This window comes from Pigmentiphaga sp. GD03639 (assembly GCF_029845405.1).
GTDB classification, from domain to species: Bacteria; Pseudomonadota; Gammaproteobacteria; order Burkholderiales; family Burkholderiaceae_B; genus Pigmentiphaga; species Pigmentiphaga daeguensis.
The window spans coordinates 82,425-106,097 of sequence record NZ_JAOCLR010000018.1 but is presented as its reverse complement, the minus strand read 5'-3'; the positions used below and the strand labels follow the sequence as shown (position 1 = coordinate 106,097).

At 66.8% G+C, this 23,673-nt stretch carries 17 protein-coding genes, 1 tRNA gene and 2 pseudogenes; 9 read left to right on the top strand and 11 right to left on the bottom strand.

Annotated elements, in window-relative coordinates; translation table 11 throughout:
- Positions 1-26: 26 nt before the first annotated feature.
- Genes N5K27_RS18720 through N5K27_RS18710 form a run of 3 tightly spaced genes read right to left on the bottom strand, consistent with a single transcriptional unit; the run spans position 27 to position 2,874 of the window.
- Entirely contained in the window at positions 27-1,052 is a 1,026-nt protein-coding gene (locus N5K27_RS18720; RefSeq protein ID WP_279818039.1) for an alpha-hydroxy acid oxidase, read from the bottom strand.
- A 10-nt stretch (positions 1,053-1,062) separates the two neighbouring features.
- Positions 1,063-2,034, bottom strand: coding sequence for a tripartite tricarboxylate transporter substrate binding protein (locus N5K27_RS18715; protein WP_279818038.1), 972 nt, complete (start codon positions 2,032-2,034; stop codon positions 1,063-1,065).
- A gap of 33 nt (positions 2,035-2,067) precedes the next feature.
- A complete protein-coding gene (locus N5K27_RS18710) occupies positions 2,068-2,874 on the bottom strand; it encodes a TauD/TfdA family dioxygenase (protein WP_087840833.1) in 807 nt (268 codons plus the stop codon).
- Positions 2,875-3,109: 235 nt separating this feature from the next.
- Between N5K27_RS18710 and N5K27_RS18705 the strand changes: the two genes are divergently transcribed.
- The 6 genes and pseudogenes from N5K27_RS18705 to N5K27_RS18680 all read left to right on the top strand — a co-directional run.
- On the top strand, positions 3,110-4,513 hold the full coding sequence (locus N5K27_RS18705) for an MFS transporter (protein ID WP_279818036.1): 1,404 nt from the start codon (positions 3,110-3,112) through the stop codon (positions 4,511-4,513).
- A 55-nt stretch (positions 4,514-4,568) separates the two neighbouring features.
- On the top strand, positions 4,569-5,321 hold the full coding sequence (locus N5K27_RS18700; protein ID WP_087840835.1) for a GntR family transcriptional regulator: 753 nt from the start codon (positions 4,569-4,571) through the stop codon (positions 5,319-5,321).
- A gap of 28 nt (positions 5,322-5,349) precedes the next feature.
- Positions 5,350-6,342: a tripartite tricarboxylate transporter substrate binding protein gene (locus tag N5K27_RS18695; RefSeq protein WP_087840836.1), complete on the top strand. Its 993-nt coding sequence runs from the start codon at positions 5,350-5,352 to the stop codon at positions 6,340-6,342.
- 27 nt (positions 6,343-6,369) lie between these two features.
- Complete coding sequence (locus N5K27_RS18690; RefSeq protein WP_279818033.1) at positions 6,370-7,071, top strand: DUF1028 domain-containing protein; 702 nt, start codon at positions 6,370-6,372, stop codon at positions 7,069-7,071.
- Between the two features lie 118 nt (positions 7,072-7,189).
- Positions 7,190-9,103, top strand: a complete 1,914-nt coding sequence (locus tag N5K27_RS18685; protein ID WP_279818031.1) for an EAL domain-containing protein — start codon at positions 7,190-7,192, stop codon at positions 9,101-9,103.
- A 1-nt stretch (position 9,104) separates the two neighbouring features.
- Positions 9,105-9,215: pseudogene (locus N5K27_RS18680) on the top strand (DUF4287 domain-containing protein); the annotation flags it as partial.
- 430 nt (positions 9,216-9,645) lie between these two features.
- Here N5K27_RS18680 and N5K27_RS18675 read toward each other — a convergent pair.
- Positions 9,646-9,942: a BrnA antitoxin family protein gene (locus N5K27_RS18675; protein ID WP_243724447.1), complete on the bottom strand. Its 297-nt coding sequence runs from the start codon at positions 9,940-9,942 to the stop codon at positions 9,646-9,648.
- 159 nt (positions 9,943-10,101) lie between these two features.
- On the opposite strand from N5K27_RS18675, the pseudogene N5K27_RS18670 reads away from it, so the two are divergent.
- Positions 10,102-10,331, top strand: a pseudogene (locus N5K27_RS18670) (tyrosine-type recombinase/integrase); the annotation flags it as partial.
- A 16-nt stretch (positions 10,332-10,347) separates the two neighbouring features.
- On the opposite strand, the gene N5K27_RS18665 reads toward N5K27_RS18670, so the two are convergent.
- From N5K27_RS18665 to prpB, 4 genes are all read right to left on the bottom strand, one after another.
- A tRNA-Ile gene (locus N5K27_RS18665) sits at positions 10,348-10,426 on the bottom strand.
- A gap of 46 nt (positions 10,427-10,472) precedes the next feature.
- Positions 10,473-11,924, bottom strand: a complete 1,452-nt coding sequence (locus N5K27_RS18660) for a bifunctional 2-methylcitrate dehydratase/aconitate hydratase (RefSeq protein ID WP_279818028.1) — start codon at positions 11,922-11,924, stop codon at positions 10,473-10,475.
- 139 nt (positions 11,925-12,063) lie between these two features.
- Positions 12,064-13,239 (bottom strand): 2-methylcitrate synthase, encoded by a 1,176-nt coding sequence (prpC, locus tag N5K27_RS18655; protein WP_087840841.1) that lies wholly within the window; start codon positions 13,237-13,239, stop codon positions 12,064-12,066.
- Between the two features lie 151 nt (positions 13,240-13,390).
- Positions 13,391-14,293 (bottom strand): methylisocitrate lyase, encoded by a 903-nt coding sequence (prpB, locus tag N5K27_RS18650; RefSeq protein WP_132979395.1) that lies wholly within the window; start codon positions 14,291-14,293, stop codon positions 13,391-13,393.
- A 209-nt stretch (positions 14,294-14,502) separates the two neighbouring features.
- On the opposite strand from prpB, the gene prpR reads away from it, so the two are divergent.
- Positions 14,503-16,473 (top strand): propionate catabolism operon regulatory protein PrpR, encoded by a 1,971-nt coding sequence (prpR, locus tag N5K27_RS18645; RefSeq protein ID WP_279818026.1) that lies wholly within the window; start codon positions 14,503-14,505, stop codon positions 16,471-16,473.
- 3 nt (positions 16,474-16,476) lie between these two features.
- On the opposite strand, the gene N5K27_RS18640 is transcribed toward prpR, so the two are convergent.
- Entirely contained in the window at positions 16,477-17,670 is a 1,194-nt protein-coding gene (locus tag N5K27_RS18640; protein ID WP_279818023.1) for an acyl-CoA dehydrogenase, read from the bottom strand.
- Positions 17,671-17,839: 169 nt separating this feature from the next.
- On the opposite strand from N5K27_RS18640, the gene N5K27_RS18635 reads away from it, so the two are divergent.
- Complete coding sequence (locus N5K27_RS18635) at positions 17,840-18,748, top strand: LysR family transcriptional regulator (RefSeq protein ID WP_087840845.1); 909 nt, start codon at positions 17,840-17,842, stop codon at positions 18,746-18,748.
- Positions 18,749-19,009: 261 nt separating this feature from the next.
- Here N5K27_RS18635 and rpoD read toward each other — a convergent pair whose 3' ends face one another.
- Positions 19,010-21,370, bottom strand: coding sequence for an RNA polymerase sigma factor RpoD (gene rpoD, locus N5K27_RS18630; protein WP_243724448.1), 2,361 nt, complete (start codon positions 21,368-21,370; stop codon positions 19,010-19,012).
- 283 nt (positions 21,371-21,653) lie between these two features.
- Positions 21,654-23,669: a DNA primase gene (dnaG, locus tag N5K27_RS18625; RefSeq protein WP_279818019.1), complete on the bottom strand. Its 2,016-nt coding sequence runs from the start codon at positions 23,667-23,669 to the stop codon at positions 21,654-21,656.
- Positions 23,670-23,673: the final 4 nt, after the last annotated feature.

Here is a 23,673-nt window from a genome sequence, read left to right as displayed (position 1 = left end):
GGATCGCCGCGCGCCGCCCGGCCGCGCTAGCGCCTCAGGACCCTCAGCCCTCGCAGGTCCGCCAGCGTGGGCGTGCCCAGCAGGGCCATGTTGGTGCGGATCTGCCCCCGCAGCGCGGACAGATAAGCCGCCAGGCCGGTTTCGCCATCCAGGGCATACGCGTACAGGTAGGCGCGGCCCAGGGCCACCACGTCGGCCCCCAGCGCCAGTGCCTTGAGCACGTCGTTGCCGGTCTCGAAGCCCCCGTCCACGATCAGCGTCGCGCTGCCGTCCAGCGCCCGCGCGATCGGGCCGAGCAGAGCCAGCGTCCCGGCGCCCTGGTCGAACTGCCTGCCCCCGTGGTTGGAGACATGGATGCCTGCCACGCCCAGATCGCGGGCGCGAACGGCATCGTCGGGATCCTGGATGCCCTTGATGAAGAACGGGATGCCGGGATGGGCGACAACCAGCCGCCGCAGCGCGGCCCAGTCGAAGGAGCGGCGATGCGTGCCGGTATCGCGGACGCTGCGCAGCGCAGCGTGATTGCCGGTCCGCACGTCGGCGGGACGCACCGGGAACACCGGCGCATCCACCGTGATGACGATGCCCGAATATCCCCTGTCGATGGCGGCCGCGCACTGCTCGTGCAGCCAGTCCTGGTCGCCGTCGACGTAAAGCTGGAACAGCGCGCAGGCCCCCGGCGCCACGCGCAGCGCACCCGCGTCCGGCAGGGCCGACCCGAGCGCATAGGCCACGCCCGCCGATTCGGCAGTGCGCTGCACGCCCGCGGCGCCCTGCTCGTGCACCGTGTGCAGCGACCCCACCGGCGCCAGCATGATCGGGCAAGGCAGGACGTGACCCAGCAGGGTCGCCGTGCACGCGACTTCCGACACGTCCACCAGCACGCGGGGAACCAGCGCCACGGCGTCCAACGCGTCGCGATTGCGGCGCAGCGCCGCGCCGGTTTCCGCGCCCCCCGACAGATAGGCCCACAGTTCGGCGGGCAGCGTCCGGCGCGCGCGCTCGGCGCGATCCTCGACGAAGCTGCGATCCGGCGCGGCGTCCCCGTTCACGTCCGCGCGCTCACTTCGCGCCGTGCGTCCGGTAGAAGGCTTTCCAGAAGTCGATGTCCTCCTGGGTCTTCTTCGTGGCGTAGGCGGGGCCGGCGGTCAACAGGACGCCGCCGGAGTTGCGCACGAAGGCAGCCACCGGGCCGGCATCGTGGATGGTCCCGGCCGCCTTGACCAGCGCGTCCTTCACCGGGGCCGGCAGCCCCTTGGGCGCGAAGATGCCGAACCACGACGAACCGACCGGCGCAAGATCGGGATAGCCGGCCTCGACGATGGTCGGTACGTCGGGGTAGATCTCGCTGCGCTGGTCCGAGACGATCGCGATGGGCCGCAGGGTCTTGCCCTCGACGTAGGGCTTGATGAAGGCCGACGTCAGGTAGCCGGAAGCCAGTTCCCCTGACATCACGGCCAGGGCCTGCGCGCCGCCTCCCTTGTAGGGTACGTGGACCAGCTTGATGCCGGCGCTCTTCTCCAGCGTCTGGCCGATGATGTGTGCCGAGGTGTTCGGCCCCACGCTGCCATAAGTCAGCTTGCCGGGATGGCGTTTCGCGTACTCGACGTAATCCTTGATCGTCGTGATCGGACTGTCGGGCTTGACGTAGAGCAGGAAGGCCTGCGACGTGATGGCGGTGATCGCCTCCAGTTCGGCGAAGGTATCGAACCGCCCCTGCGCGGTCTCCTGCGTCAGGCCGGACGTCACGACCAGCGTATAGCCGTCGGCCGGCGCGCGCGCCGCGTACTTGCCGCCGATCACCCCGCCCGCGCCCGGCTTGACCTCGACGATGACGGACTTGCCCAATACCTTCTCGAGTTCGGTGGCGTACAGCCGTCCTAATTGTTCGGTGATGCCGCCCTGGTAGGGGATGACCAGCGTGACGGGCTTGGACGGATAGTCCTGCGCCAGGCCGGGCAGGGGCAGCGCGCCGGCCGCGACGCCGGCCGTGGCGGCGGCAAGCAGCCGGCGCCGTGCGATGTTGGTATTCATGTGAAGAACCTCTGATGCATCCCGGATGGGGATCTAGTCGATGTCGAAATAGGCTTCGGGCTGGGAACCGGCGATGGTCACGCGGTTCAGGTAGCGCGGATAGTCGCCGTAGTCATGCACGGCGTAGTGCGTCGTACAGCGGTTGTCCCAGATGATCGCGTCGCCCGCCGACCACCGGTGCCGGTAGCTGAACGCCGGCTGGCCGTTGTAGCGGCGCAGCCAGTCCAGCAGCAGCGCGCTCTCTTCCCTGCCTATCCCTTCCAGGTGCTCGGCGTGGGCGCTCAGGTAGAACACCGGCCGGCCGCTGACCGGATGCCGGATCACCAGCGGATGCGCAAAGCCGGGCAGGTCGTCGCGGCTCGCGCCGGTGCGCACCTTGACCTGTCCGCGGTTGTAGTGCACCGCGCGGATCCGCTTGATGAGCCGTTTCACGCCCTCCGGCAAGTACTCGTAGACCAGGTACTGGTTGCACCACATCGTGTCGCCCCCGAGCGGCGGCAGATCGATCGCCGTCAGGAACGACAGGTATGGAGGAAACTGATCGTAGGTGCTGTCGGCGTGCCAGCGCTCGGAAATGGCGAGCGCCTTGCCGTTGTTCTTGATGGGAATCGCATGGCGATGCCCGTCGATGGGCTTGAGGAAGGAACCCAGCCAATGTTCGCCGAAGCGTCCGGCGAAATCCTCCAGGCCGCCGGCGTCCAGGAACTGGCCGGGCAGATGGATCACGCAATGCTCGGCGATGAGGGATTTCAGCCGTTCGACGTCGGACGGCGTCGCCTCGGACGCCTTGAAATCGGTAATGCGCACGCCTACGGTCGGCGTCAGGGCCTGGACTTCCATGAATCTGTCTGTCGTCGTTGCGAAGACCGGCAAGCTTAGTCAGCTTGTCCGTTGAAGCGAACAAATAAGATCGACTATCGACATGCGTTTTTCGCACCGGCCCGGCATGCCCGGAAGCGGATAAGGTCATGCGCAATCCTTCGTTCGCCGCGACCTGCGCCGCGTGCATCATGCGGGCTCCCCATGTCGTTTGCCGCGATGCCCGGCCCCGGGCGCCGCACGAGGCCTCATCCGCGTGTCCGCACCAGACTCCCCCTCCTTCCCCGCGCCGGCGGACGACGGCCTGCGCATGCCGCGGCGCGCCGTGGCGGTCGGCGCCATCACCCTTGCCGCCATCCTGAGCGTGCTGGACGGCAGCATGCTCAACGTCGCGCTGCCCTTGATCTCCGCCGAGACCGGCATGTCTCCCGCGGCATCCGTCTGGCTGCTCAACGCCTACCAGCTCACCATCGTGGCCAGCCTGCTGCCGCTTGCCGCGGCGGGAGAACGCGTGGGCTATGCCCGCGTCTTCCGGCTGGGACTGCTGCTGTTCACGCTCAGCGCGCTGGCCTGTGCCTTCGCGCCCGATGTCCGGACGCTGGTGTCGGCCCGCATCGTCCAGGGCCTGGGCTCGGGATGCATCATGAGCAGTGCCGCGGCGCTGCTGCGCGCCGCCTACCCCGCACGCCTCTTCGCCACCGGCCTGGGCATCAACACCATGGCCGTGACGCTGGCCGCCGCCGCGGGCCCCGCCCTGTCGTCCGCCATCCTCGCCGTCGCGCATTGGCGCTGGCTGTTCTCGATCGCCCTGCCCGCCGGCACCCTCGCCTGGTTCTGCGCTTTCGCCCTGCCCGCGACGCCTCGCCGCCCGACCCGGCTCGACCTGCCCAGCATGGCCCTGAACGTCGCGGCCCTGAGCCTGACCGTCATCGGCCTGGACCGGCTGGGCGTCCACCCCGCCACGGGCCTGGCCGTCCTGCTCGCGGCGGCGGCCGCCTGGCAGGCCTGGATACGCCGGGATGCCCGCCGCTCCCGCCCCCTGCTGCCGCTGGACCTGTTCGCCATCGTCCGCTTCCGCCTGTCCATCTTCACGTCCCTGCTGATGTTCGCGACGCAGATGGCCAGCCTGATCGCGCTGCCCTTCCATTTCCACGGCGACCGGGGCCTGACCCTGCCGCAGGCGGCGCTGCTGCTGACCGCATGGCCCATCGGCGCCACCGTCACCACCTTCTTCGCCAGCCGCCTGCTCGCGCGCTTCGGCGCGGCCACGCTGTGCGCCACGGCCGCCATCGTCATGGTGGCCGGCCTGTCGTGGATACTGCTGGCCCCGGACCACCTCTTCCTGCTGCTGGCGCCGGGCCTGGCGCTGGGCGGCATCGCCGTCGGCCTGTTCCAGGCGCCGAACACGCACGACATGCTGTCCAGCCCGCCGCGCGACCGGGTCGGCGCGGCCGGCGGCATGCAGGCCATCGCCCGCGTGGGCGGCCAGTCGCTCGGCGCCACGCTGGCGGGCATCGGCCTGGCGCAATCCGACCGCATCGGGCCGACCCTGGCGATCGCGTTCGCGATGGGATTGGCGCTGATGGTGCTGGCGGTGAACCTGCGGCGGCGGCGCTTACTGCCGGCCATGGAACGGACCGGGACGATGGCCCGCCCTTGACATCATGATGTCATGCCGTCATGATCACTACACATCATGACGGCATGACCTACGCATGAACCTTCCCAATCCGCTGCTTGCCGAAGGCGGCGCACCGCTGTACCGGCAGGTGGCCGAGCACCTCATCCAGCGCATCGCCAGCGGCCAGCTCGCCCCCGGGGATGCCCTGCCCCCGGAAGACAGCCTGTGCCGCGAGTTCGGCGTCAGCCGCATCACCGTCCGCAAGGCCGTCGAGGAACTGCTGGCCCGCCACCTGATCGTCCGCCGCCGCGGCGTCGGCACCTTCGTCAACGATCCGCGCCGGGCCACCAAGGACGTGACCTTGGTAGGCGTGATCGACGAGGTCCTGCCGCGCAACCAGGTCACCGTCGTGGACGAGGCCTGGACGCCCCTGCCGGCCAGGCTGCGCGAACTCTTCGGCCTGGGCACGCAGCAATGGAAATGCGTGCGCGCGGTCAACCACGTGGCGCCCGCCGAACCGCTGGACTACGCCCACTTCTACTTCGCCGAACACGTGGCCGACGGCATAGGCGCCGCCGAGGTGGCCGGTCCGCTGCCGCCGGTCAAATACCTGCAGACCCGCCTGAACGTCCGCATCGACCACGCCGACCAGCTCGTCGAGCCCCTGGCCGCCACCCGAGAGATCGCCGCCCGCCTGGGCATCCCCCGGAACACGCCGGTGCTGCGCGCCACCCGCATCTACTACGACATACAGAACCGGCCGGTGGAGATCGTCGATGCGGTCTATCACCCCGAACGCTACCGATACACGGCCACCCTCTATCCCAAGACGGGAGCCGGCAACTGATTCCTCGTCGTCTTTCCAAGGACACGCCATGCGCTCGAGCAGATGGAACGGCAAGTTGTCGAAGTGGTCACGCTACCTGTTGCTGGGGGTAGCCATAGGAAGCAGCCAGGCGGCCGCGCAGGACTATCCGGCGCGACCGGTCAAGCTGGTCAGTCCGTGGGCGCCCGGCGGCGCCAACGACATCTTCTGCCGGGCGCTGGCGCAGAAGCTGACCGAATCGCTGGGCCAGCCCGTGGTCGTGGAAAACCGCCCCGGCGCGGCCGGCACCATAGGCTCGGACTACGTGGCCAAGGCGCCGGCCGACGGCTACACCCTGGTCATGGGCAGCTCGCCCACCCACTCCATCGCGCCCGGCCTGTATCCCCGGCTGCCCTACGATCCCATGCGCGACTTCGCGCCCGTTACGCTGGCCGCCGTGGTGCCCAACATCCTCGTGGTCCATCCCTCGCTGCCGATCCGGTCGGTGCCCGAGCTGATCGACTATGCCAAGGCCCACCCCCGCCAGCTCAACTTCTCGTCCACCGGCAACGGCTCCTCGCAGCACCTGTTCGGCGAACTCTTCAAGTACCTGGCCCGCGTCGACATCGTCCACGTCCCCTACAAGGGCACGGGCCCGGCGCTGAACGACCTCCTGTCCGGCCAGGTGCAGATGGCCTTCGAGAACCCGCCCGCCCTGCTGCCCCACATCCAGGCCGGCCGCCTGCGCGCGCTGGCGGTGGCGGGCACCAAGCGGTCGGCGTCGCTGCCCGACCTGCCCACGGTGGCCGAGGCGGGCCTGCCCGGCTACGACGTGGCCGTCTGGTTCGGCATCTTCGCGCCGGCCGGCACGCCCAGGCCCATCGTCGAACGGCTGCACAAGGACATCGCCGCGGCGCTTGCCTCGCCCGACATCAAGACGCGCATGGACGGCTTCGGCGCCGAGATCATCGGCGCCGGCCCCGGACAGTTCGATGCCTACCTGCGCGCCGAAATCCCCAAGTGGGCCGCCATCATCAAGGCGGCCAACGTCAAGGTCGACTAGCCACCACCCCGCCCCAAGGAGGTATCCATGACGTTTTCCGTGATCGCCCGCTGCCCGCGCACGGGCATGTTTGGCATCGCCATCGCCACGCGTCCCATGGCCATCGGCGCCAAGTGCCCGTTCCTGCGGCCCGGCACAGGGGGGCTGGTCGTACAGGCCAACGGCGACCCCCGCCTGGGGCCGCTGGGCCTGTCGCTGCTGGAACAGGGTTATTCCGCCCGCAAGGTGCTGAACGACATCATCGAGAGCGACGGCGAGGACAACATCGCCTGGCGGCAGATCGCCGTCATCGACAAGGACGGCCGGACCGCCGCCGTGACCGGCAAGGACAACGAGGACTGGAAAGGGCACATCGCCAAACAGGACTATGTCGTGCTGGGCAACCGCCTGACCAGCGAACGCACGCTTACCGCCATGTCCGAGGCCTTCGAGCGGCACACCGATCTGGAACTGGCCGACCGCCTGGTGCGCGTGCTGGAAGCGGCGCGCGACGCCGGCGGCCAGGTGGCCGGCCAGCACTCCGCCGCGCTGCTGGTGCACAACAGGAAATCCTATGCCTGGGTGGACCTGCGGGTGGACGAACACGACGAACCCATCGGCGAGCTGCGCCGCCTTTACGGCCTGTATGTGCCCCTGATTCCGTACTACGACCGGCGGCCGGCCAACCCCAGCATGCCCCGGGACGATGTATGGAGAAAGGAAACCGGCATCCAGGGAGGACCAAGATAAGGGTTCCTGACAATACCGTTCCACCACGTCAAGGATCGATCATGCGATTACACTTTTGAAGCCAGACCGTAATCCGCCGCGCCGGGGGTGAGGAGTCGCACCTTCCGCGCGGGAACGTATGAACACCCTGTTCCCCCTCCTTTTGTCCGCCTTGACTCCGATCGCGCTGACTTCGGTCTATGTCGCGCTCAGGGCGTGGCTGCCCGGCGGCAGGCAGGGGAACCTCCACATGTCGGTGCTGTTCGGCGCCGCGATGTGGCTGGCCATGATGTCCTCGGTCCACCACGGCCAGCACACCATCGCCGACATGCGGGGCGCCATCCTGGTGCTGGCCTACCTGTTCGGCGGCCCCCTGCCCGCGGTCGTCGCCCTGGCCATCGGCGCCGTCACCCGCTTCTGGATAGGCGGCCCCGTGGCGCCCATAGGCGTGGCCGTCCTGGCCACCATCTTCCTGGGCATCGTCTTCCTGGCACGCTGGCGCGGCCTGGTACCCGAGTCCGGCGCGGTCTCGGCGCGCGCCCTCGCCACGATGGGCGCCTGGGCCTCGCTGAACCAGATCGCCGCGCTGTGGCTGGCCCAGGTGCACGGATCGCTGCTGATCGTCATGCCGCTTTCCCAGTTCTGCGTGACCATGATCGCGGGGGGCATGCTGATACTCATCCAGCAGAAGACCAACCTGGGCCTCAAACTCAACGAACAGCAGGACCTGGTCAGGACGCTGCTGGTCCGGGATCGCGCCTCCGGCCTCCTGAACCGGGCCGGCTTCTGGCTCGAACTGGATGCCGCGCTTCGAAAACTCGCCGGCTCCGACGACAAGATCGTCGTGCTGCTGATATCCATCCGCAGGCTGCGCAACGTCAGCGTGACGCTGGGACCGCGCCTGTCCGAGTCCCTGCTGACCGAGGCGGCCCGCCGGCTCGAGGCCGTGGTGAAGAACCCCACCCTGGCGCGCTTCGACGACGGCACCTTCGGCCTGTTCGTCATGGCCGATCCCCTGGACGAGACCGTCGCGCTGGTCGACGACGTCTTCGCCGCCTTTCGCCGCCCCTTCCACTCCCATGGCCGCGACCTGCACCTGAGCCTGAACATCGGCATCAGCTCGTCCTCGGGCGACCACGATGCCCTCGAAACCCTCATCGCGCACGGCAACCAGGCCCTGGCGCGCTCCATCACGCTGGGAGAAAACCGGCTGCAGGTCTACGACGAAAACACCGTCGTACAAGCCGTCCGCCCCATGAAACTGGAGGTGGAACTGCGGCGCGCGGTCGAGACCGGCAACGAATTCCTCCTGCAATACCAGCCCAAGGTCCACCTGGACACCGGCAAGCTCCACGGCGTCGAGGCACTATGCCGCTGGCATTCACCCGCCCTCGGCAAGGTGGCTCCCGACGAATTCATTCCCGTGGCAGAAACCTCGGGCCTGATCGTCCCGCTGGGGGAATGGGTGCTCCAGGAAACCTGTCGCCAACTCGTCGCGTGGCGCCGGCATGGCTTCACTCCGCCGGTAACGTCCGTCAACCTGTCCGCCAAACAGCTGCTCGACAGCGAATTTCCCGAGCGGGCATTGCGCTGCGTGCTGGGCCACGGCCTGAGCCCGTCGCAGATCGAATTCGAGCTGACGGAATCTTCCGTGATGACGGATCCGAGCCTGTCCATCAACGTACTCAATCGCATCAAGGCCCTGGGCTTCCCGCTGTCCCTGGACGATTTCGGCAGCGGCGCCTCGAACATCGGCCACCTGAAATCCCTGCCCTTCGACTGCATCAAGATCGACAAGAGCGTCATCGACGACCTGGGCACCAGCAATGACGCGGAAATCGTCTGCCGGGCGATCTACGGACTGGGGTGCGCGATGCATCTGGAGATGGTGGCCGAAGGCATCGAAACCGAGGCCCAGCGCAACCAGTTGCGGGAGATCGGGTTTACCTTGGGACAGGGGTTTTATTTTTCGCCTGCGCTGAGCGCGGATGAGCTGGCCGCGGGGTGGTTGGCACGAGACTACAGGAGCCAGGACGCGGAATCGGCCCTATAAGCTCAAGAAGGCCGGTCCGCTCAAGTACATGGAACTGGTGGCGCATTTGAAGTCGGAACATCAACTGGGTCACGGGCATGCCAATGCGCTGGTGGCACGGTATCTGGCATAGCCCGCCCCTGAGCGGGCTTTCGCACATTCAACGTATGAAAATGTGCGAGGAAAACCATGTCAGGAAAAGCGGAACGGCGCGCCGCTCGCGCCAGGCTGCTGCGAAAGCGGGCCTATTGGTGGGGTCACAAACTGACCGGAGAAGCTGAGCGGAGCAAGGTCATCGATACCCCAACGCCATGTAGCTGCTGGATGTGCGGAAATCCTCGCCGCCACTCGGGAACGCGCACGGTACAGGAACGTCGATGGCTCCAAGACCTATGAAAGATGGACGGATTTTTGACGGCTCCTGATGGCACCGAAGTAGCGTTGGGGGCCTGTCAGTAATGGCGGGTCTTTTTTACCTGAAAAGAAAAAGCCCGCCGTCGTGAGACAGGCGGGCTTTGTCTGGCCGCAACGCTTGCGAGCTTGGCGAAAAATGCCACGTTTTTTTACGTCTTTTGCACAAGGTGCCGTGCCCGGTGATCCCGGAGCCAGTCCCGCAGCGCGTCATTCATCCTAGACTGCCAACCTGGCCCGCTGGATTTGAACGCGTCCACGACCTCCTGGTCGTAGCGGACAGTGAGCTGGACTTTCGCTTGGGCCGCGCGCGGGCGCCCAACTTTCCGCAGTTGCTTGAACTCCTGTGCGCCCAGCTCGTAGGTGTCAGGGTCCGCGGCGATGCCGGCGTTGATCGCCGCATCCTCTTCTGGGGTGGGCATGATGAGCCCTTTCTTAAGCTTCGGCATAAGCCTTCACCTCCCTAGAGTTCGCCATAATCGTGCCGGATATCAGGTTTCGACATCACTTCGGGCCAATCGATCCGAGCAGCCCGGCCGCATCCAGCACCTCGGTAATCGCTTGCATGGCCCGGGGCTCCATCCCCGGCCAGCCCGACCAGGTTCGAGGACTTCCACATTCACGACCTGCGGCACACCTGGGCGAGTTGGCACGTTCAGCGCGGCACGCCGCTCATGGTGCTCAAAGAGCTGGGCGGCTGGGAATGGATCGAGATGGTGCAGAAGTACACGCACCTGCCACTTCGCACCTCGCCGCGCACGCGGAAAATGTCGAATTTTGGTCAAGCGGCATCGCGCAAAAAGAAACGCCACCTATCACGGTGGCGCTAAATGCTTGATACCTGAGTAATTCTTTGGTGGGCCCCCTGGGAGTCGAACCCAGCACCAACGGATTATGAGTCCGCTGCTCTAACCAGGCATGAGCTAGAGGCCCGAGGGCGCAATTCTACACCGACTCGCGCCCCCGGGCCCGGCCCCGGTCAGATCACGTACAGATCCACGTACTCATGCACCGGCATGGCCTCCAGCGCCTGCTGGTCCAGCGACACGCCCAGGATGGTGTCCTGCTGCTTGGTCGGGAAGCGGCGGGCCAGGTTGGTCCGGAACTTGGCTTCCAGCAGCGGGATGCCGTCCTTGCGGCGGCGCTTGTGGCCGATGGGGTATTCGCAGACGATTTCCTTGAGCTTCTTGCCGTCCTTGAATTCCACGGTCAGCGCGTTGGCGATGGAGCGCTTCTCGGGGTCGTGGTAGTCCTTGGTGAAGGCCGGGTCCTCGACGCAGACGATCTTGTCGCGCAACTGGTCGATGCGTGGGTCCTTCGCCACCTCGTCCTCGTAGTCGCCGGCGGTCAGGCGGCCGAACAGGATGGGCACGGCCACCATGTACTGGATGCAGTGGTCGCGGTCGGCCGGGTTGTCCAGCGGGCCCTTCTTGTCGATGATGCGGATGCAGGCCTCGTGGGTGCGGATGGTGATCTTCTTGATGTCGTCCGCGCTGCGGCCCTGCTTCTGCAACTGCTTGTGGATGTCCATCGCGCATTCGACGGCGGTCTGCGAGTGGAACTCGGCCGGGAAGGAGATCTTGAACAGCACGTTCTCCATCACGTAGCTGCCGTAGGGGCGCTGGAACTTGAAGGGCTGGCCCTTGAACAGGACGTCGTAGAAGCCCCAGGTCTTGGCGCTCAGCACCGAGGGATAGCCCATTTCGCCGGTACGCGCGATCAGCGCCAGGCGCACGGCGCGGCTGGTGGCGTCGCCGGCGGCCCAGCTCTTCCTCGAGCCGGTGTTGGGTGCGTGGCGATAGGTGCGCAGGCTCTGGCCGTCGACCCAGGCCAGCGACACGGCGTTGATCAGTTCATCGCGGGTCAGGCCCATCATCTGGCCGACCACGGCGGTGGAGGCGACCTTGACCAGCACCACGTGGTCCAGGCCGACGCGGTTGAAGGAGTTCTCCAGCGCGATGCAGCCCTGGATTTCGTGGGCCTTGATCATGGCGGTCAGGACGTCGCGCATGGTCAGCGGTTTCTTGCCCGCGGCAACGGCCTGGCGCGACAGCCAGTCGGCCGTGGCCAGGATGCCGCCCAGGTTGTCCGAGGGATGGCCCCATTCGGCGGCCAGCCAGGTGTCGTTGAAGTCCAGCCAGCGGATGATGGTGCCGATGTTGAAGGCCGCCTGCACGGGATCGATCTGGAACTGGGTGCCGGGCACCTTGGCGCCGTTGGGCACGACGGTGCCGGGAACGATGGGTCCGAGCAGCTTGGTGCAGGCCGGGTATTCCAGCGCCTCCAGGCCGCAGCCCAGGGTGTCGATCAGGCAGTTGCGGGCGGTCTCGTAGGCCAGCTTGCTGGTGATGCGTTTTTTCAGGACGTAGTCGACGATGTCGACCAGGACCTGGTCGGGCTTCGGACGAACGGTAGAGATAGCGGAAGACATGGGGCTCCCCCCTACGCGCTTCGCGCGCCCCCCAGGGGGCGGCACTGGCGGACCGGCGGAGCCGGATCCACTGTGCCCTGGGTCGGGCGGCTTGGCACGAACTGGGTTTGGTTGATGAAAGGTGGTTGTTCGATACTGCTTACTTGCGCTTGGCCAGCGGCACGAACTTGCGGTCTTCGGGGCCGGTGTAGTTGGCGCTGGGGCGGATGATCTTGTTGTCGATGCGTTGTTCGATGATGTGGGCCGACCAGCCGGCGGTGCGGGCGATCACGAACAACGGGGTGAACATGGCGGTGGGAACACCCATCTCGTGGTAGCTGACGGCGCTGAACCAGTCGAGGTTGGGGAACATCTTCTTGACGCTCCACATCACCGATTCCAGGCGCTCGGCGATCTCGTACAGCCGCATGTTGCCGGACTCCTTGGACAGGCGGTGCGCCACGCCCTTGATGACCTGGTTGCGCGGGTCGGACACGGTGTAGACGGGGTGGCCGAAGCCGATCACCACTTCCTTGTTCTCGACGCGGCGACGGATGTCGGCCTCGGCCTCGTCGGCCGTCTCGTAGCGGCTCTGGACCTCGAAGGCGACTTCGTTGGCGCCGCCGTGCTTGGGTCCGCGCAGCGCGCCGATGGCGCCGGTCAGGGCCGAGTACATGTCCGAGCCCGTGCCGGCGATGACGCGGGCGGTGAAGGTGGAGGCGTTGAATTCGTGCTCGGCGTACAGGTTCAGCGAGGTGTGCATGGCCCGCACCCACGAGGCGGGCGCCGGCTTGCCGTGCAGCAGGTGCAGGAAGTGCCCGCCGATGCTGTCGTCGTCGGTATCGACGTCGATGCGCTCGCCGCGATGGCTGTAGTGGTACCAGTACAGCAGCATCGACCCCAGCGAGGCCATGAGCCGATCGGCGATGTCGCGCGCGCCGGGCAGGTTGTGGTCGTCCTTCTCGGGCAGCACGCAGCCCAGGGCGGACACGCCGGTGCGCATCACGTCCATGGGGTGGCTGGCCGCGGGCAGCCATTCCAGCGCCGCCTTCACGTTCGCGGGCAGGCCGCGCAACGCCTTCAGCTTGGTCTTGTAGGCCGCCAGTTCGTTGCGGTTGGGCAGCTTGCCGTGCACCAGCAGATAGGCGATCTCCTCGAACTCGCACTCATCGGCGATGTCCAGGATGTCATAGCCGCGATAGTGCAGGTCGTTGCCGCTGCGGCCCACCGTGCACAAGGCGGTATTGCCCGCCATCACGCCCGACAGGGCCACCGACTTCTTCGGCTTCGGCCCCGCGGCCGGCTGGTCCTTCTGATTCGATACCGTTGCGCTCATCGTCTCACTCGCTCCATTTGGCAGTTGTTACTACTGTTGAGGTCCACCCCCTGGCGGCCTTCGGCCGCTCCCCCTCAAGGGGGCGGCGCTGGCGGACCGGCAAAGCCGGATCCGCGGCGCCCTGGGGGGACGCGTCAGCGCGTAGGAGGTACTACTTCTTAGGGCCCCCTTTTTTGAATAACGCATCCAAATGCTGTTCGAACGCGTGATAGCCAATGCGATCGTACAACTCCTCGCGCGTCTGCATCATGTCGATCACGTTCTTCTGGTGCCCGTCGCGGCGGATGGCCGTGTAGACGGTTTCCGCGGCCTTGTTCATGGCGCGGAAGGCGGACAGCGGGTAGAGCACCATGGACACGTCGGCGCTGCGCAGTTCCTCCACCGTGAACAGCGGCGTCTGCCCGAACTCGGTGATGTTGGCCAGCACCGGCACCTTCACGGCGTCGACGAACTTGCGGTAGGTGGGCAGGTCGTAGGCGGCCTCGGCGAAGATGCCGTCGGCGCCCGCTTCCACGCAGGCCTGGCCGCGCTCGATGGCGGCGTCCAGCCCCTCCACCGCGATCGCGTCGGTGCGCGCCACCAGGAAGAAGTCGGGATCGGTCTTGGCATCGGCCGCCGCCTTGACGCGGTCCACCATTTCCGCGGCCGAGACGATTTCCTTGCCCGGACGGTGGCCACAGCGCTTGGCGCCGACCTGGTCCTCGATGTGGCAGGCAGCGGCGCCGGCCTTGATCAGGCTCTTGACCGAACGCGCGATGTTGAAGGCCGAGGGGCCGAAGCCGGTATCGATGTCCACCATCAGGGGCAGGTCGCACACGTCGGTGATGCGGCGCACATCGATCAGCACGTCGTCCAGCGTGTTGATGCCCAGGTCGGGCATGCCCAGCGAGCCGGCTGCCACGCCGCCGCCCGATACGTAGACGGCGCGAAAGCCCGCGCGCTTGGCCAGCAAGGCGTGGTTGGCGTTGATGGCGCCGATGATCTGCAGGGGATGTTCTTCGCGCAGCGCCTGGCGGAAGCGGGCGCCGGGCGAGGCAGGTCGTGAGGAGGTCATGGCGATGACTCGGACTAGGGAAAACTCAGCTTACTGCAAAGACCGTGCCATGCGTGGGCCAGGGCCGCCCCTTCCCCGCGCCAGGCCGCATGGCCACAGGCTTTGCCCGCGGCGTCCCAGGCGTCGACGGACTCGCCCGCCCGCCTTTGACGGCAGATTCATTTCACATTTGAAATCTATATAATCAAATCTGCAATACGGATCTTGCCATGGACCTCCCTGCCGCGCTTCCCCCCCGCTCGCAATCCCGGCCCGTCATCTGGACCATGGGCATCAGCCGCGTCTCCCGCGCCTTCGCCGAACTGGCTCCGGCATATGCCGGACAAGCCGATTTCCGCATCGTCGACGAAGGCTTCGAGACGGCGGCCCGCTCGATCAACGAGGCGGCGCGCCAGGGCCTGGTCGATGCGGTGGTCGCGGGCGGCTCGAACGGCGCCTACCTGCGCCAGCACGTGGACGTGCCGGTCATCCTGATCAAGGTCACGGGCTTCGACGTCATGCACGCCCTGACCACCGCCAGGCAGTTGTCCAGCCGCCTGGCCCTGGTCACGCACGCCTCCACCTTTCCCGAGACCGAAGCCTTCAAGCAGGCCTTCGGGCTGGACTTCCCCAGCCACAGCTACGTCACGACCGAGGACGCCGCCGCGCAGGTCAAGGCGCTCAAGCGCGCCGGACTGGAGGTCATCGTCGGCCCCGGGCTGGTTTCGGACCTGGCCGAGCAACAGGGCCTGGCCGGCGTCTTCCTTTACTCCAGCAATTCGATCCGCGTCGCAATGGAAGACGCCATCGAGGCGGCCCGGCTCGCGCGCATCGAACAGCGCCGCCGCGAATACCTGAACACGGTGCTGTCCCACCTGAACGAAGGCGTGGCCGCGGTCGACGCCGAAGGCCGCATCCAGTCGCTCAATCCGCCCATGGAGCGGCTGCTGGGCCTGCGGCGCGAACAGGCCATCGGCCTGCCGCTGGAGGAAGCCGCGCCGGCCATCTCGCTCGACGGCCCCCTGCGCCACGGGCAGAAGGAACTGGAGACCATCCAGAAGGTGCGCGACAAGGTGCTGATCCTCAACCGCATCCCCATCCTGAGCGGCGGCGAACTGCTGGGCGCGGTGGTTACGGCCCAGGATGCCCAGGCCATCCAGCGGGTGGACCGCAACCTGCGTACCGGCGCGCCGGCGCGGCCGTCGGGCACGCGCTACGACCTGGACGACCTGCTCGGCAGCTCGGGACCCATGCAGCGGGTGCGCGAGCTGGCCCGGCTGTACGCCGGCGTCAGCTCCACGGTACTGATCGAGGGCGAGAGCGGTACCGGCAAGGAGGTGCTGGCGCAGGGCATGCACCGCGCCAGCCCCCGCCGCGACTTTCCCTTCGTCGCCATCAACTGCGCGGCCTTCCCCGAACCCCTGCTGGAAAGCGAACTGTTCGGCTACGAAGAAGGAGCCTTCACCGGCGCGCGCAAGGGCGGCAAGACCGGCCTGTTCGAGGCCGCCCACAACGGCACGCTGTTCCTGGACGAGATCGGCGACATGCCCCTGGCGCTGCAGGTGCGCCTGCTGCGCGTGCTGCAGGAGCGGCAGGTGCTGCCGGTAGGGGCGCTGGAGCCGGTGGCGGTCAACGTACGGGTGATCGCGGCCACCCACCGCGACCTGCAAGCCATGGTGCGCGCCGGCGACTTCCGGCAGGACCTGTTCTACCGCTTGAACATCCTGCGCATCGCCATGCCGCCGCTGCGCGAGCGCGAAGGCGACATCGACGAACTGGCCGAGGAACTCTACGCCCGCGCGCAGCGGCGGCTGGGCATGGCCCGGCCCGTGCGCCTGCCGGCCTTCGTCCGATCACGGTGCGCGCAATACGCCTGGCCCGGCAACCTGCGGGAGATGGAAAACGTGCTGGAACGGGTGGCGGTATCGCATGCGGGCCGCAAGATCGGCCGCAAGGAACTGGAGCTGGAACTGGAGATCACCGTGCCCGAGCTGTACGGCGGCGCGGACGAGGCGCCCGCCGCCGGAGGCGAGGCCGCCTTCGCGCCGCTGGACGAGATCGCCCGGACCAGCCAGGCCGCCCACGCACGCCGGGTGCTGGACGCCTGCCATGGCGACCGCGCGGCGGCGTGCCGGATACTGGGCATCAGCCCCGCCACGCTGTGGCGCAAGCTGAAAGAGGCGCCGCCCGGCGCCTCGTAAGGCCTAGCAGAAGGCCTGGATGCCCGTCTGGGCGCGGCCCAGGATCAGCGCATGGATGTCGTGCGTGCCTTCGTAGGTGTTGACCACCTCGAGGTTGACGACGTGGCGGATCACGCCGAACTCGTCGGAAATCCCGTTGCCACCCAGCATGTCGCGCGCGACGCGGGCGATGTCCAGCGACTTGCCGCAGGAGTTGCGCTTCATGATGGAGGTGATCTCCACCGCAGCCGTCCCTTCGTCTTTCATCCGTCCCAGGCGCAGGCAGCCTTGCAGGCCCAGCGTGATCTCGGTCTGCATGTCGGCCAGTTTCTTCTGCACCAGTTGGTTGGCGGCCAGCGGACGGCCGAACTGCTTGCGGTCCAGCACATACTGGCGGGCGGTGTGCCAGCAGTACTCGGCGGCCCCCAGCGCGCCCCAGGCGATGCCGTAGCGTGCGGAGTTCAGGCAGGTGAACGGCCCCTTCAGGCCGGCCACGTTGGGCATGTAGTTCTCTTCCGGCACGAAGACCTCGTCCATGACGATCTCGCCGGTAATGGACGTGCGCAGGCCGACCTTGCCGTGGATGGCGGGGGCCGACAGACCCTTCCAGCCCTTCTCCAGGATGAAGCCGCGGATGTTGTCCTTACCGTCCTCGTCCTTGAGTTTGGCCCAGACCACGAACACGTCGGCAATCGGCGAGTTGGTGATCCACATCTTGGCGCCGCTCAGGCGGTAGCCGCCGTCCACCTTGGTGGCGCGGGTGACCATGGAGCCGGGATCCGAACCGTGGTTGGGCTCGGTCAGGCCGAAGCAGCCGATCAGCTCGCCGGTGGCCAGCTTGGGCAGGTATTTCTGCTTTTGCGCCTCGGTACCGAACTCATGGATGGGGACCATGACCAGCGAGGACTGCACGCTCATCATCGATCGGTAGCCGGAATCGACGCGCTCGACCTCGCGCGCGATCAGGCCGTAGCTGACGTAGTTCAGGCCGGGGCCGCCGTATTGTTCGGGAATGGTGGGCCCCAACAGGCCCAGCTCGCCCATCTCGCGGAAGATGGCGGCATCGGTGCGCTCGTTGCGGAACGACTCCAGCACGCGCGGCATCAGCTTGTCCTGGCAGTATGCCGCCGCCGCTTCCCGCACCATGCGCTCGTCGTCGGTCAGCTGCTGGTCGAGCAGCAAGGGGTCGGCCCAGTTGAATTGTGCAGGCTTGTGCATAAGATTCATGTCTCGCAAGTAGTTGGGGAAACAGGAGACACCGTGTCCTCCCGGCGAATTTCCTGCAAGATATACGGATTCGAGCACCACGCCAAACGAGTTCTTTTCACTTATCTGTGCGTTTTCCGCACTTGGTAAAGTAGAGACTGACGATTCCGGGGCCCCCCTCATGCGCCGCAAGTTGCCCAGCACCGCCGCCCTGGCCGCCTTCGAGGCAGCCGCGCGCCACCAGAGCTTCACCAAGGCCGCGGCCGAACTGGCCCTGACCCAGAGCGCCGTCTGCCGCCAGATCGCCGGCCTGGAATCCTTCCTGGGCCTGAAGCTGTTCCGCCGCACCCGGCGCGGCGTCACCCTGACCCAGGCCGGCCAGACCTACGGCGAGACCGTGGCGCGCCGCCTGGACGAGGTCGAGCGCGACACCCTGGACCTGATGGCCCGGCGCGGCGAAGGCGGCGTGCTGGAACTGGCGTCCGTGCCCACCTTCGCCACCCGCTGGCTGCTGCCGCGCCTGGCCGACTTCGAACGCCACGCCCCCAACATCGTCCTGAACATCACTCCGCAAAGCCGGCCCTTCCTGTTCGAGGGCACCCCCTTCGACGCCGCCATCTACGCCGGCGACGGCCCCTGGCCGGGCACCGAGGCGGTCTTCCTGATGCCGGAGAAGCTGGTCCCCGTGTGCTCGCCCAAGCTGCTGGGCGTGCGCAAGCGCATCATGCCCGGGCAGTTCTCGGCCTACCGGCTGCTGCAGCAAAGCACCCGCCCCTACGCCTGGCGGCAATGGTTCGCCGCGCAAAACGTCAGCCATCCGCACGACCTGGGCGGGCCGCGCTACGAACTGTTCTCGATGCTGGTGGAAGCTGCCGTGCACGGCCAGGGCATCGCCCTCGTGCCACGGCTGATCGTGGAAGAAGAACTCGCATCGGGCCGGCTGATCGTCGCCTGCGAACGCGAATCGGTGCGGGACAAGAACTACTACCTGGTCCTGCCCGAGTGGAAGGCCGACCACGAACCCCTGCACCTGTTCACGCAGTGGCTGGCCGCCCAGGCGGCCCAGTACCGGGCGCAGCATGGGCTATAAAAAACCCCACCCCCTACGCCCTTCGGGCGCCCCCTCAAGGGGGCGGCGCTGGCGGACCGGCAAAGCCGGATCCGCGGCGCCCTGGATCAAAGCAGCCATGCGGTGCTCCGCACCGTTGATATCACTGGGCAGCCAGCGAAGCACCGGCGCCACAACCCGAGATAAAGGAACTAGGCACAGGATGCGGTGGATCCGGCTCCGCCGGTCCACCCGCATCGCCCCCTGGGGGGCGCCCGTAAGGGCGTAGGGGGGGGGACCCCTCTACTGCCCTTCCAGGAAGCTCTTGAGCTTGTCGGCCCGGCTCGGATGGCGCAGCTTGCGCAGCGCCTTGGCTTCTATCTGGCGGATGCGCTCGCGCGTCACGTCGAACTGCTTGCCCACCTCTTCCAGGGTCTGGTCGGTGCTCATCTCGATACCGAAACGCATGCGCAGCACCTTGGCCTCGCGCGGCGTCAGCGAATCCAGCACTTCCTTGACGACGTTGCGCATCGAACCGTGCAAGGCCGCGTCCGAGGGCGCCAGCGTGGCGGTGTCCTCGATGAAGTCGCCCAGGTGCGAATCGTCGTCGTCGCCGATGGGGGTCTCCATCGAGATCGGCTCCTTGGCGATCTTCAGGATCTTGCGGATCTTGTCCTCCGGCATGTCCATCTTCTGCGCCAGGGTGGCGGGATCGGGCTCGGCGCCCGTTTCCTGCAGGATCTGGCGGCTGATCCGGTTCATCTTGTTGATCGTCTCGATCATGTGCACCGGAATGCGGATGGTGCGCGCCTGATCGGCGATCGAACGGGTGATGGCCTGCCGGATCCACCACGTGGCGTAGGTCGAGAACTTGTAGCCGCGACGGTATTCGAACTTGTCCACCGCCTTCATCAGGCCGATGTTGCCTTCCTGGATCAGGTCCAGGAACTGCAGGCCGCGGTTCGTGTACTTCTTGGCGATCGAGATCACCAGGCGCAAGTTGGCCTCGGTCATCTCGCGCTTGGCCTTGCGGGCCTTGGCCTCGCCGGTGGCCATCTGCTTGTTGACGTCCTTGAGGTCCTTCAGCGGCAGCACCACGCGGGCCTGCAGGTCGATCAGCTTCTGCTGCAGTTCCTGGATGGCCGGGATCTGGCGCGACAGCGTCTCGGAATAATCGTGGCCGGCGTTGACTTCGCCAAGCACCCATTCCAGGTCGGTCTCGTGCCCGGGGAAGGCCTTGATGAAGTGCGTGCGCGGCATGCCGGCGCGGTCCACACAGATCTGCATGATCGCCCGCTCGAGCTTGCGGACTTCCTCGACCTGCGCGCGCAGCGTGTCGGCCAGCCGCTCGACCATCTTCGCGGTGAAGCGGATGCCCATCATTTCCTCCAGGATGGTTTCCTGGGCGGTGATGTAGGCTTCCGACTTGTAGCCCTCGCGCTCGTAGGCCTGGCGCATCTTGTCGAACCAGCGCTTGACGCTTTCGAACTTCTCCAGCGACTTCACGCGCAGCTCTTCGACCTGCTTGCTGCTCATGCCGCCGGCGGGAGCGTCGTCGCCCTCTTCGTCGTCATCGTCGGACGACGAGGTGACGCCCGAACCGGCATATTCCTCGCCATCGTTCGGATCGATCAGGCCGTCGACGATCTCGTCGATCTGGATCTCGGAGGCGCGGACGCGGTCTGCGTGCTCCAGGATCTCGTTGATCGTGGTCGGGCAGGCGGAGATCGCCATCACCATGTGCTTGAGGCCGTCCTCGATGCGCTTGGCGATTTCGATTTCCCCTTCGCGGGTCAGCAGCTCGACCGAGCCCATCTCGCGCATGTACATGCGCACGGGGTCGGTGGTGCGGCCGAAATCGGAATCGACCGTGGACAGGGCGGCTTCCGCCTCTTCCTCGGCATCGTCGTCGGACGAGGCGACCGGAGCGTTCTCGTTCAGCAGCAGGGTTTCGGCATCGGGCGCCTGGTCGTAGACCGAGATGCCCATGTCGTTGAACGTGCTGATGATGCCGTCGATGGCTTCGGCATCGACCAGGTCATCGGGCAGATGGTCGTTGATCTCGCCATAGGTCAGGTAGCCGCGGTCCTTGCCGAGCTTGATCAGCAGCTTCAGGCGATTGCGGCGCGCCTCGTATTCCTCGGGCGTCACGGGTCCGCGGGCGATCAGGTCCTTGGGATCCGCCTTGCCGCGCTTGCCCCGTCCCTTGGGGATCTTGATTTCGGGAATCGGTTCGGCGTCGACGTCGCCATCGCCCACATCGTCGAAATCGCTGCCGGAGGACTCGGCCTGCTTGGCGTCCTTGGGCGGACGGCCCGGCCGCCGGCCCGCCGGCTTGGCCAGCAGTTCAGCCAGCTTCTTCTCGGCGTTCTTCTTGTCGGCGGCGGTCGCGGTCTTGGCCGCCGTCTTGGTGGCCTTCTTGGCCGCCTTGGCGGCGGGCTTGGCCTTCTCGGCGGGCTCGGCCACGGCGTCGAAGTCGGCGTCGACCGTCGGGGCGGCGGCTTGCGGGTCCAGCAGCTTGGTGCGGGCCCTGCCAGCCGACTTGACCGTCACCTTGACGCCGCTGGCGGCCGCCGTCTTGGACGCAGCCTTCTCCTTGGCCTTGTCTTGCCCTTCGGCTTTGGATTTGTTCACAGTCAGCGTCTTGCCTGTCGTTTTCGCCATGGTCGGTCAACCACTCCTAATATTTCATCCGGTGGCTGGATCGCTCCAGCCCCCAACCCGCGGGTCGGCACTCGTGCACCGATCTCGGCCGCCGCCGGGTACACGCGGCATACAACACTCGGCCTGCTACTGCTTGGATACATCCCGGCCGGATATCGGACAAGGCGTCTGGCAACCGCCGCGCCCCACGCATCCGGCAAGGGTCTCTGGCAAGATTGCGCATAGCAAAATCCATACCAGAAAACGGGAAAAAATTCTCCCGATCTAACCTACGGTAAACCCTCTATTCTAACACCCTCGGCTTCTTCAACTCTAGGATTCTTTCGGTCAGGGCAAGATAGCGGGCCTTGTCCTGCTCATCCTTCAGGCCCGAGGCCGCCAATTGCTGCTGTTCCGCGACGGCGGCGTGCAAGGCCACCATGCGTAGCGCGTCGTGCAGTTCCGCGTCGGGATTGGGCAACTCTTCTTCATAGATGGTGGCCGTCGACGCCATCACAAGAGTCTGCGACAGCTTGCTGCCCTCGGCCGCCTGCAACAGCGCGCCCGCATGCTGGGCGCCGGTCTCGCGCACCAGCGTCAGCAGCGCCTTGACCGATTCGTATCCTTGGTTGGCCTCCAGCAAACGTTCGGCATCTTCGTCCATGTGCCGGACCAGGCCTGGATGCGTCAGCAGCAGCTGAAGCAAACGCCCCGCTATCGGAATCACCCTGGCCCGCGGGCCCGTATAGCCCTGCGGCCGCTCGTCGCCATAGCGACCGTCGCGGTCCCGGAAGCGCCCGCTCTTGAAGCGCCCCGGCCGGAACCCGCCACCCGCGGCCGGCCCGGCGGGCCGATCATGGAAATCCGGGGCAGGTTCGTAGAAATGGTCGTCAGGCGGTTCGTGGTCGGGCCCCCAATCCGGGGCGTCGGCACTGTCCTGCACGCCATTATTAGACTCTGAGCGGGCCGGCACCGGGGAAGTTCCCCGCATCTGGGCGGGGGTCTGTACCAGTGGCCCGCTGGGCACGTCCTGCAACGGAACCAACTGGGCCAGCTCTTCGGTGGTCAGGCGGGTCAGTTGCGCCAGTTCCCGCTGCACCTGCATGCGCAGCGCGCCGGCCGGCATGGCCTGCAGCAGGGGCTTCGCGTCATGCACGCAGCGCGCCCTGCCTTCGGCCTCGTCCATCTGGTGCCGCTCGACCAGCTCGCCCAGCATGAACTGGGACAAGGGCATCGCCTCGCGCAAGGCCTTGCGGAAGCGTTCGGCGCCGAATTCGCGCACGTACGAATCAGGATCGTGCTCGTCCGGCAGGAAAAGAAAGCGGATCGATATATCGTCGCGCAGCAGCGGCAGGCAGGCCTCCAGCGCGCGCCAGGCGGCCTTGCGTCCGGCCTTGTCGCCGTCGAAGCTGAAAATCACGCTGTCGCTGGCGCGCAGCAGCTTCTGCACGTGCACCGGCGTGGTTGCCGTGCCCAGGGTGGCCACCGCGCATTCGATGCCGAGCTGCGCCAGCGCCACCACGTCCATATAGCCCTCGACCACCACCACCATTCCTTCCTTGCGGATGGCCTGCCGTGCTTCCCAGAGTCCGTACAGCTCGGATCCCTTCGAGAAGATGGGTGTTTCGGGGGAATTGAGGTATTTGGGCTCGCCCTTGCCGATGATGCGGCCGCCGAAGCCGATCAGGTGGCCCCGGGCATTCCGGATGGGAAAGGTGACGCGCTCGCGGAACCGGTCGTAACGTCGGCCGTCTTCGCTCAGGATGACCAGTCCGGCCTCGACCAGCAGCGGATCGTCGTAATTGGGCAGGACCGCCGACAAGCCCTGGCGCTCGCCGCCGGCCCAGCCCAGCCCGAACCGGGCCGCGATCTCGCCGGACACGCCGCGCCCCTTCAGGTAGGCCACGGCCGCGCTGGCACCACGCAATTGCTGGCGGTACCAGGTATTGGCGGTTTCCAGCACCTGGCTGTGGCGCGACACCATGGCTTCGCGCTGCTGGCGCGCGGCCCGCTGCCGCGGGCTGCGCTCTTCTTCGGGCACCGACATGCCCACCATGCCCGCCAGCGAGCGCACCGCCTCGGGAAAGCCGGCGCCGGTGTGCTCCATCAGGAAGCGGATGGCCGTGCCATGGGCACCGCACCCGAAGCAGTGATAGAACTGCTTGGTGGGGCTGACCGTGAAAGATGGCGATTTTTCGCCGTGGAAGGGGCACAAACCCAGCAGGTTGGCACCCGCCTTGCGCAACTGCACGTGCTGGCCCACGACATCGACGATGTCGACACGGGCCAGCAGATCCTGGATGAATGACTCGGGGATCATGCGC